Here is a 9031-nt window from a genome sequence, read left to right as displayed (position 1 = left end):
ATAGGACCATCTTATAGAATTAAGAATCATTTAAAGCCTGATGACGAGTAAATTTGTACATTCTTAAACAATCAAAAGTGTACATAGTATTCTTGACATTTATAGGTGACAGCCAGTAATTGGAGCAGGACCGCCAGTAAAAAAGAGAGAACGGCCAGTAATCAGAGCACGATGGCCAGTAAAGGAGATGACGGCCAGTAATGGAGGCATGATGGCTAGTAAATATGAGGCGATGGCTAGTAAATGAAGCAAGACCGCCAGTAAAACAGTGATGATGGCCAGTAACCGGAGCACGATGGCCAGTAAAGGAGATGACGGCCAGTAATGGAGGCATGATGGCTAGTAAATAAGAGGTGACAGCCAGTAATTGGAGCAAGACCGCCAGTAAAAAAGAGAGAACGGCCAGTAACCGGAGCATGATGGCCAGTAAAGGAGATGACGGCCAGTAATGAAGGCATGATGGCTAGTAAATAAGAGGTGACAGCCAGTAATTGGAGCAAGACCGCCAGTAAAACAGTGAGGATGGCCAGTAAAGCAGAAGACGGCCAGTAATGGAGGCATGATGGCTAGTAAATATGAGGTGACAGCCAGTAATTGGAGCAGGACCGCCAGTAAAAAAGAGAGAACGGCCAGTAATCAGAGCACGATGGCCAGTAAAGGAGATGACGGCCAGTAATGAAGGCATGATGGCTAGTAAATAAGACATGACAGCCAATAATCGATGCATGACAGCCAATAATCGATGCATGACAGCCAATAATCGATGCATGACAGCAAGTAAAAAGAAATGATGGCCAGAAAAGAATACTACAGCCAGTAACAGGCACACGTAGGCCAGTAAAAAAAGGTAATAGACAATAATTTGATTACTAGTAGAAAGAAGGGTTTTGTAGAATAGTGTCGAAATATATTAAGTGACAATTTTAAAATAAAAGAGGTGATTTACATAATTATTAAACACCGAAAGAAGCCAAAGAGGATTTCAATATTAGAAGCAGTATTACAATATATTCCTCCTAACCATCCTAGAAGAAATGATGTAGAAAAGGATTTAGCTATTAGAAGAGCAGGAGTCTACGGCGAACAGTCAGTGGATTATTATTTAAAGCAATTGAACTTTGAAAAGCATGTAATTGTACAGGACCTCAGATTACAGATTGCTCCAGGAATTTATACTCAAATGGATAATTTGCTATTTTCTCCACGTTACTTCTTCAACTATGACAGCAAGCACATAGCCGGTGATATTAAATTAGATGAATATCAGATGACGCGAGAGTTGGATGGTTATGTAGAGACTTTTGCTAATCCCATTGTGCAAGTCGAGAATCAGCAACATCATTTAGAGCAGATAATTGCAAAGCACACCAAAAAACACCTCCCCGGTACTTCGTTTGTAGTTTTTACTCATCCAAAATCTATCATCCATATTGATCAACAATATCCACTTGCTAGGCAAAAGGTAATTCGCCCTCAACAAATTAGACACAGATCAATCTCCTTTATGAAAAAGAATCCAAATAATGTGTTAGATGACAGGCAATTTAATGATTTATTGCAGTTTTTGATAAAAAACAATATACCTGAAGATCCCGATATTTTAAGTGAGTATCAAATCCCCATACAAGATATCTTAACAGGGATGTATTGTGAAAATTGCAAGAGACTTTCTATAGAAAGACGAAATAGGAGTTGGATATGCAGTATTTGTCATAATAAAAGCAAAGATGCACATATTAAAGCACTAATGGCATACTATTTACTTTTTGGACCTAAAATCACAAATAGAGGATGTCGATATTTCCTGAATTTATCTTCCGTATCCATCGCATCGAAACTGCTAAGATCTCTAAATCTAAAGTATGAAGGGAGTTATAGAAACAGGACGTATATTCTTGATTATGAGGGTTTGGAAAAATTACTAGAGGTCAGAAAGTAAAGCATTGATGCTAGCTGTAGATAAAAATAAATCAAATATAGCTGTAAAAAGCTATTTTTCATAATAAAAAGTAACCTTTTAAAAAATATAAGAAATTTGTCACATTTTAGACTTTTAATAATAGGAAAAATTTACTATAATATGTGTAATGTTTGTGAACGATGGGAGGCGACAACAGATGTAATTCATTAAAAGTTTATTTCAAAAATGATCTACTGTTAATAAGACATTGGTGAGACAAATTTAAATTAGAAGAAGGAGGTGTACCTGGAGCTAATTTCTATTTGCCTTATTCAACGTTTTGTTTACATTTCATCTCATTATTGGCGAAAAATTGTATTTTTATAGAATTAGAACCAGGAAAATTTCATGGTAATTTATCTAGAAGTGGAAAGAATTGTGTTGGTAGGAGAATCTATAGATCCAAAGTACAAATTAATATGCAAGGGGGACACCCAGAACGGAAAAGATTTTGTCATAAAGCATGAATTTTCCCCTATCCATCATCTTCAAAGGTCAGCCTCGATTTTATACAATTCATCCATCATCATCCTATCCCCATTATGTGTTTACACCGAGTTGAAAGTTAATATTACTGATAAATGCAGGACATGGGAACAAGCTATTTCCATGGACTTTAAGCAGAGGATTTTTGACATAAAACCGTATGATGGAAATTCACAATCATTACCGCAACCAATTGTACGATTTCTGCTACATACGTTTGGAATCAAAAAAGGAAATAAAATCCTACCACTTAGTTCTTTAATTGCACAAAATCAATCAGAAGTAATAGCAGAACCTCCAAGACGATATCTCGAAGGCGATGAAGAAGATAAGGATTTACTTTTTTGAAAAATTGTCGAATTTTATCATGAAACTTTATTCTTTTACTTACGTCTAATTTAATAGCTCGTTCAAAGCCCCTAATAATACCATTACCACAACTGTATGCGGATTTGCTATAATGGACAAAGCTAAGAAATGAACATAAAAAATCCGCAAACAGGAGTCAATCATAGTGGAAAAGTTAAATATTCTCGGCGTCCCTTTTGATCATACAACAATGGAGGATATGTTTCATCAGTTGCGTCATAACCTTCAGCTAAATAAAAAGACGTTTATTGTGACGGCAAATCCGGAAATTGTTATGTATGCAGTGGAGGACGAACATTATAGGAATACAATTGCACAAGCTAATCATATTATTGCTGATGGGGCTGGAATTATTTTAGCGTCCAAGTTGGTAAAAAAACCGCTACCGGAAAGAGTTGCTGGTTTTGATCTAATGGTGGAATTATTAAAATTGGCTAATAAAGAACAACTACGTGTTTTCTTTCTTGGATCTAGGGAACAAGTGATAGAACGAACAGTTGCAAATGTGCAAAAAAGTTATCCGAATTTGCAAATTGCCGGGTACCATCATGGATTTTTTAAAGAAAATGATGAGACAGTAACAGAAATGGTGAAAAATTCTAACCCAGATATGGTATTTGTAGCATTAGGTTTCCCAAAACAAGAATATTGGATTCAGAATAACTATCACCATTTTGAAAAAGGCATTTTTATGGGAGTTGGCGGAAGCTTTGAAATAATTGCTGGAACGGCGAAACGAGCACCAGATATCTGGATTAAGCTAAATCTAGAATGGCTACACCGTTTATTAAGCCAACCTTCCAGATGGAGAAGAATGCTGGCATTGCCGAAATTTGTCATTCGCGTACTTAAGACTCGTAAAAGACAATAGTTATCTATTTTAACAATAACATCCAATTGTTAAGTGCGCGTAATTCTCCTGTAAAGCTTGTATTAATATTTTAGTTGATTACTAGTATATATTTAGATATGATGTGAGATGAAGAGATTCATTGTAACCATAAGTCGCATATTTCAACATTTTGGCTAATATGTCATCAAAATGTACGGGTAGCTGATGATGAATGTGCAATATTATTGATAAGGAGGTTACAAAATGGAATATGTGTATTTACTCCTTTGTTTTGTTGCCTCAATTTTAATTACACCTTTAGTAAAAAAATTAGCAATACGTTTTAATATTACAGATCAACCAAATCATCGGAAAATTCATCAAAAAGCAATGCCGAGACTTGGTGGCCTAGCCATTTATCTAAGCTTTATCATTGGTCTGATTGTGTCACAGCAGGACAGTCCATATATTTGGCCGATTACAATCGGAAGCTTAATCATCATGGTAACTGGAATTTTAGATGATGCTTTTGAGTTGCGTCCCAAGTATAAACTGATTGGCCAGCTGTTAGCAGCGCTTGTCGTCATTCGCGGTGGACTCGATGTAGAATTCATCAACTTGCCCTTTGGTGGACAGTTAGATTTTGGATATCTCACCATTCCATTAACAATATTGTGGATTGTTGGTATTACGAATGCGATTAATTTAATCGATGGACTAGACGGTCTTGCTGCTGGTGTCTCATCGATCGCGCTTATTACATTGAGCATCATGGCATTTTTACAAGGAGACATTTTTGTTGTCACGATTGCAATGATGTTGTTAGGAAGTACGCTCGGATTTTTAATTTACAACTTCCACCCGGCAAAAATTTTCATGGGTGACTCAGGAGCGTTATTCCTTGGTTTCATGATATCCGTATTGGCAATGCTTGGTTTTAAAAATGTAACAGTAGTATCATTAGTTATCCCGATTATTATTCTCGGAGTTCCAATTTCTGATACATTTTTTGCGATTATCCGCAGACTCATTAACAAAAGACCATTGGCGGCAGCGGATCAACATCACTTGCACCATCGTATTATTAACTCAGGCTTCACACATCGCCAAGCCGTATTAATTATTTACGGTATCGCGATTATGTTCAGCCTTGCAGCCGTCATCTTCTCGATGGCAACTGTTTGGGGATCCATCCTTATTGTCGGAGTGGTTCTCATCGCAATCGAACTATTCGTCGAAGTCGTCGGTCTCGTCAGCAATGACTACAAACCATTGTTGAAATTCCTAAAACCAAAACCATCCAGCAGCGGTACTGGTACCGGAACAAACCGATATGACCGCAACTTATAAAACCCAGGTTGAGCAAGAATGCAACCTGGGTTTTTTGTGTGTATTTTTTGGGAATGTGAGTTACTTGGGGGCGTATGAGATAATGGTGGGTTTGCGCAAAATGGAGGGTGCTAGGAAAAAAGTGGTGCTGTAATAAAACCAATGATAAGCGCAAGAATGTAGGGTGGTGGCGCAAGAAAGTAGTGCGGATCCGCAAGATTAATTGTTTCTGTCGCAAATAAAAGCTGGTCGTGCAAGAAAAAGGAGGGTTTGCGCAAGAATATAGGGTGCAGTTGCAAGAATGTGGGGAGTATCCGCAAGAATATGAGCAGATCCTGCAAGAATAATGGTTGTATCCGCAAGATTAAGTTGTCCCTGAAAAAAATGTGAAGATACCGCAAGAATAAAGCTACTTATCGCAAGAAAGTAACCCACATCCGCAAGAATATGAGCAGATCCTGCAAGAATAATGGTTGTATCCTCAAGATTAAGTAGTTCCTGCAAGAAAATGTGAAGATACCGCAAGAATAAAGCTCTTTATCGCAAGAAAGCAGGCCACATCCGTAAGAAAACGAGCAGAACCTGCAAGAATAATGGCTGCACCCGCAAGATTAAGTTCTACCTGCAAGAATATGCAAAGTATCCGCAAGAATATAGCTCCTTATCGCAAGAAAGCAGATCCCATCCGCAAGAAAACGAGCAGATCCTGCAAGAATAATGGTTGTATCCGCAAGATTAAGTAGTTCCTGCAAGAAAATGTGAAGATGCCGCAAGAATATATCTCCTTATCGCAAGAAAGCAGATCCCGTCCGCAAGAATATGAGCAGATCCTGCAAGAATAATGATTGTACCCGCAAGATTAAGTAGTTCCTGCAAGAAAATGTGAAGTTGCCGCAAGAATAAAGCTACTTATCGCAAGAAAGTAGCCCACATCCGCAAGAAAGCGAGCAGAACCTGCAAGAATAATGGTTGTATCCGCAAGATTAAGTAGTTCCTGCAAAAAAAATGTGAAGTTTCCGCAAGAATATATCTCCTTATCGCAAGAAAGCAGATCCCATCCGCAAGAAAACCAGCAGATCCCGCAAGAATAATGGTTGCACCTGCAAGATTAAGTTGTCCCGGCAAGAAAAACATGAACTTCCCGCAAGAATCCATCAGAATCAGCACGCACGTCCCATTAGAGCCGCAACGCAACCCATCCTCCAATTGAGAATCACCCCCTCATCACTACTACATTCCCCATCCAAACAAAAAACACCGCCCAGATTCTCATCCAAGCGGTGCTTCATATTAGTTTACTGTTCCGTCTTCACCTAGTGGTTTTGCGACATTGCTGGTAGTACCGTTCAATTCTAAGTGTTGTTGGAGTGTTGATTTTACTTCTGCGACGGATTGGTCGTCTAGGCGCCAGTAGTAGACGTTTTGGCCTTTGCTGTTCGGGATGTATTGGTCATATCCGTCAATTGTTAATGTTTCGATGGATAAGTTCCCTGAGATGACATAGTCGGATAGGGATGTGATTTCATCGAATGTCAGGTCTGTTTTCATGTTTTCGCCAATTGCGTCGATGATTTGTCCATATTTGAGTACAGAAGAGGCGGATGCTGCTTTCTTAGCGATTGCTTTCATGATTTCTTGTTGACGTTTTCCGCGTTCTATATCATTATCCTTTTTACGAGTTCTAGCAAGTGCGAGGGCTTCTTCCCCGTTTAAGGTTTGTAAACCTTTTTCAAGGGTGATCGCTCCTGCGCGGTCATTGGAATCTTGTTCTGTGAATGTGTATGGAACTTCCACCTCAATGCCGTTTAATGCATCCACAATTTGCATGAATGCTTCAAAATCAAGGCGAACATAATAATCAACAGGGATTTCCAATAAGTTTTCTACTGTTTCGATTGTTGCTTTTGGTCCACCGTAACTATGGGCATGATTGATTTTTGTCGAATAACCGACCTCATCAATATAGACATAGGAGTCACGTGGAATAGAAAGTAGCTTTACTGATTTTTCTTTTTCATTCAAAGTAGCAAGTAACAGTGCGTCAGAACGGGTATTTGTACCTTGACTGCGCTTTTCACTATCATCAATTCCGATAAATAAAATAGAAATATTATCGATTTTCGGATCCACTTTTTGGTCACGTAAATTGGATTTTCCATCCTCACGATGGCTTTCGAATGAATTGGCCATCATTTTATCTGCCTTAATATATAAGTGCACGCCATAACTTATCCCAGCAGCTAGTACAAGCAAGATGGGAAATGCAATAAACCAAAATATTCTTCGCTTTCGTTTTTTCTTTTGATTAACTGTTAACTGATATCGACCCATGGAGAGTACTCCTTCATTTTAAAAATTTCCTTCAGCTAAAATCTAAAATAAATGTGCTACCCTATATGATACTATGATTCCTTCACTGTGCACAACACAAAATGGTTACAATATAGGTAGAATTTAGTAGTCTTACTGTAACATTGTAACAGGTTGTTCCTCACTTTCAGGGAATAGAGCATGGATTAACTGCTTGCTTGATTGGCCGTTTGAATACATATTCCACTCATTTGCAAACGTAGTAACTCTTTCCATATCAAACTCTTCATACGAAATAATCTCAATCAGTTCCTCTGTATTAGTGACAATTGGTCCAGGGACAAGATCTTCATACTTCTCCCAGAAACCGCGCGCCTCAGCATATTCTTCTAGGTCATAGGCAAAAAATATCATTGGCTTTTCCATTAATGCGAACTCAAACGGAATGGATGAATAATCACTTACTAAAATATCGGTGATAACTAGTAGGTGATTCACATCCGGATAGCTCGAGACATCCACAATAAAATCTGGATAAGAATTTGGTAGTGAAGCTTTTACAGCAGGATGAAGCCGTAGTAACAAAACGTAATCCTTATGTAATGCTTCATACATCTTCGTCACATCAAGTGCGATCTTACCAACGTTAAGTTCGTGATCACGAAATGTCGGAGCGTATAGGATGACTTTCTTCTTATTTATTATTGGGTAGTTTCGCTGAAGTAATTCCCTCGTTTCTGTAATGGCTTTTTCATCAAAAAAGAAATCGGTCCTTGGGATGCCTGTCCGTAACATGCGGTCAGCTTGTAAGCCGAAGCTTTGTTGAAAAATCTCCGCCATCTTTTCACTGCCAACGACTACATGATTAAAACGGTTGTACACTTGCTGGAAGCGTGCAATGGCCTTTGGGGTCCGATTCGCATTGGAAGGATCTTTCAGCCCAAATTGTTTTACAGCGCCAGCAGCATGCCATAATTGCGTGCAAGCGACATTCTCTTTGAATGCACTCACTGCTAAAAAACCAAAATAATTATCGACAAACACGTGGGTAGAAGTGGCAAGGTGATAAATGGAGCGAATCCATTGTAAAAATTGGCGCGGTTCGAAATTCAAGACAATACGGCTCGGCACATCATCAAAACGCACCTTGCATTGCGCTGTTTTTAACACGACCACTTGTACATCTGTGAGCTCCTCAAGCGCTTGCACCGTAAATAAAACATTGTCCCCAAATGAAGCAACAAAGGTTGATTTCTTCTTTTGGGGACATAGTTTACATATTTGAAAAATTAACCGAAAAACGATCAAATATATCGTAATTGCAATTTCTCTAGCCATTATTTGCTTTATTTAAATCCTTTTTAATTTGTGTTGTCGAAATTCCAACCGTCCTTGGCAAGTAAATAACTTCGCAATACTCTTTCAGAAAGTCAAACTTCCCTTTCCAATCATCACCCATTACGAAGACATCGATATCGTACTTTTGTACATCCTCGACTTTTTGTTCCCAAGTATGTTCCGGAATTACTTCATCCACATAACGAATCGCTTCAAGAATCGCCTTACGTTGTTCAAAGCTATAATAAGCTTTCTTTCCTTTTATCGCATTAAATTCATCTGATGAAATTGCTACAATTAAATAGTCACCATACTCCTTGGCACGGCGGAGAATATTAATATGGCCGGTATGGAGCAAATCGAATGTGCCATATGTGATTACTTTTTTCAAGGTTGTTACCTCCTAT

Annotated in this window: 12 protein-coding genes; 4 read left to right on the top strand and 8 right to left on the bottom strand. The window is 38.4% G+C overall.

What is annotated here, in order from left to right:
• Positions 1-99 precede the first annotated feature (99 nt).
• Entirely contained in the window at positions 100-294 is a 195-nt protein-coding gene (locus tag ACFPM4_RS12945) for a hypothetical protein (protein WP_382352394.1), read from the bottom strand.
• A gap of 643 nt (positions 295-937) precedes the next feature.
• Between ACFPM4_RS12945 and ACFPM4_RS12940 the strand changes: the two genes are divergently transcribed.
• The 4 genes from ACFPM4_RS12940 to ACFPM4_RS12925 all read left to right on the top strand — a co-directional run bounded on the left by ACFPM4_RS12940 (position 938) and on the right by ACFPM4_RS12925 (position 4997).
• Positions 938-1939, top strand: coding sequence for a nuclease-related domain-containing protein (locus ACFPM4_RS12940; protein WP_382352391.1), 1002 nt, complete (start codon positions 938-940; stop codon positions 1937-1939).
• Between the two features lie 630 nt (positions 1940-2569).
• The gene (locus tag ACFPM4_RS12935; protein ID WP_382352388.1) at positions 2570-2794 is read left to right on the top strand and encodes a hypothetical protein; all 225 of its coding nucleotides are present in this window, start codon (positions 2570-2572) and stop codon (positions 2792-2794) included.
• A 166-nt stretch (positions 2795-2960) separates the two neighbouring features.
• On the top strand, positions 2961-3686 hold the full coding sequence (locus tag ACFPM4_RS12930; protein WP_382352385.1) for a WecB/TagA/CpsF family glycosyltransferase: 726 nt from the start codon (positions 2961-2963) through the stop codon (positions 3684-3686).
• A gap of 225 nt (positions 3687-3911) precedes the next feature.
• Entirely contained in the window at positions 3912-4997 is a 1086-nt protein-coding gene (locus ACFPM4_RS12925; RefSeq protein WP_382352382.1) for a glycosyltransferase family 4 protein, read from the top strand.
• Between the two features lie 198 nt (positions 4998-5195).
• On the opposite strand, the gene ACFPM4_RS12920 is transcribed toward ACFPM4_RS12925, so the two are convergent.
• The 7 genes from ACFPM4_RS12920 to tagD form a co-directional block, all read right to left on the bottom strand.
• Positions 5196-5501: a hypothetical protein gene (locus ACFPM4_RS12920; RefSeq protein WP_382352379.1), complete on the bottom strand. Its 306-nt coding sequence runs from the start codon at positions 5499-5501 to the stop codon at positions 5196-5198.
• On the bottom strand, positions 5464-5604 hold the full coding sequence (locus ACFPM4_RS12915; RefSeq protein WP_382352376.1) for a hypothetical protein: 141 nt from the start codon (positions 5602-5604) through the stop codon (positions 5464-5466). Before ACFPM4_RS12915 ends, ACFPM4_RS12920 begins: the two co-directional genes overlap by 38 nt.
• Positions 5588-5749 carry a hypothetical protein gene (locus tag ACFPM4_RS12910; protein WP_382352373.1) on the bottom strand — a complete coding sequence of 54 codons (162 nt, stop codon included), beginning with the start codon at positions 5747-5749 and terminating at the stop codon, positions 5588-5590. Before ACFPM4_RS12910 ends, ACFPM4_RS12915 begins: the two co-directional genes overlap by 17 nt.
• A gap of 86 nt (positions 5750-5835) precedes the next feature.
• On the bottom strand, positions 5836-5976 hold the full coding sequence (locus ACFPM4_RS12905; RefSeq protein ID WP_382352370.1) for a hypothetical protein: 141 nt from the start codon (positions 5974-5976) through the stop codon (positions 5836-5838).
• 290 nt (positions 5977-6266) lie between these two features.
• A complete protein-coding gene (locus ACFPM4_RS12900) occupies positions 6267-7307 on the bottom strand; it encodes an LCP family protein (protein WP_382352367.1) in 1041 nt (346 codons plus the stop codon).
• 132 nt (positions 7308-7439) lie between these two features.
• Positions 7440-8624: a CDP-glycerol glycerophosphotransferase family protein gene (locus tag ACFPM4_RS12895; protein WP_382352364.1), complete on the bottom strand. Its 1185-nt coding sequence runs from the start codon at positions 8622-8624 to the stop codon at positions 7440-7442.
• Positions 8617-9015, bottom strand: coding sequence for a glycerol-3-phosphate cytidylyltransferase (gene tagD / locus ACFPM4_RS12890; protein ID WP_382352361.1), 399 nt, complete (start codon positions 9013-9015; stop codon positions 8617-8619). The genes ACFPM4_RS12895 and tagD overlap by 8 nt, the downstream gene beginning before the upstream one ends.
• Between the last annotated feature and the right edge of the window lie 16 nt (positions 9016-9031).

The organism is Lederbergia graminis (assembly GCF_042655485.1).
Lineage (GTDB): Bacteria > Bacillota > Bacilli > Bacillales > Bacillaceae_C > Lederbergia > Lederbergia graminis.
Note: the sequence above shows the minus strand (reverse complement) of the source record. Positions and strands in the feature narration are given on the sequence as shown.

What these genes read in the sequence shown, in the direction of transcription:
- ACFPM4_RS12935 (WP_382352388.1), top strand. Translation starts at nt 2,570, where the DNA reads ATGGACTTTAAGCAGAGGATTTTTGACATAAAACCGTATGATGGAAAT.
- ACFPM4_RS12925 (WP_382352382.1), top strand. Translation starts at nt 3,912, where the DNA reads ATGGAATATGTGTATTTACTCCTTTGTTTTGTTGCCTCAATTTTAATT.
- ACFPM4_RS12900 (WP_382352367.1), bottom strand. Translation starts at nt 7,307, where the DNA reads ATGGGTCGATATCAGTTAACAGTTAATCAAAAGAAAAAACGAAAGCGA.
- ACFPM4_RS12895 (WP_382352364.1), bottom strand. Translation starts at nt 8,624, where the DNA reads ATGGCTAGAGAAATTGCAATTACGATATATTTGATCGTTTTTCGGTTA.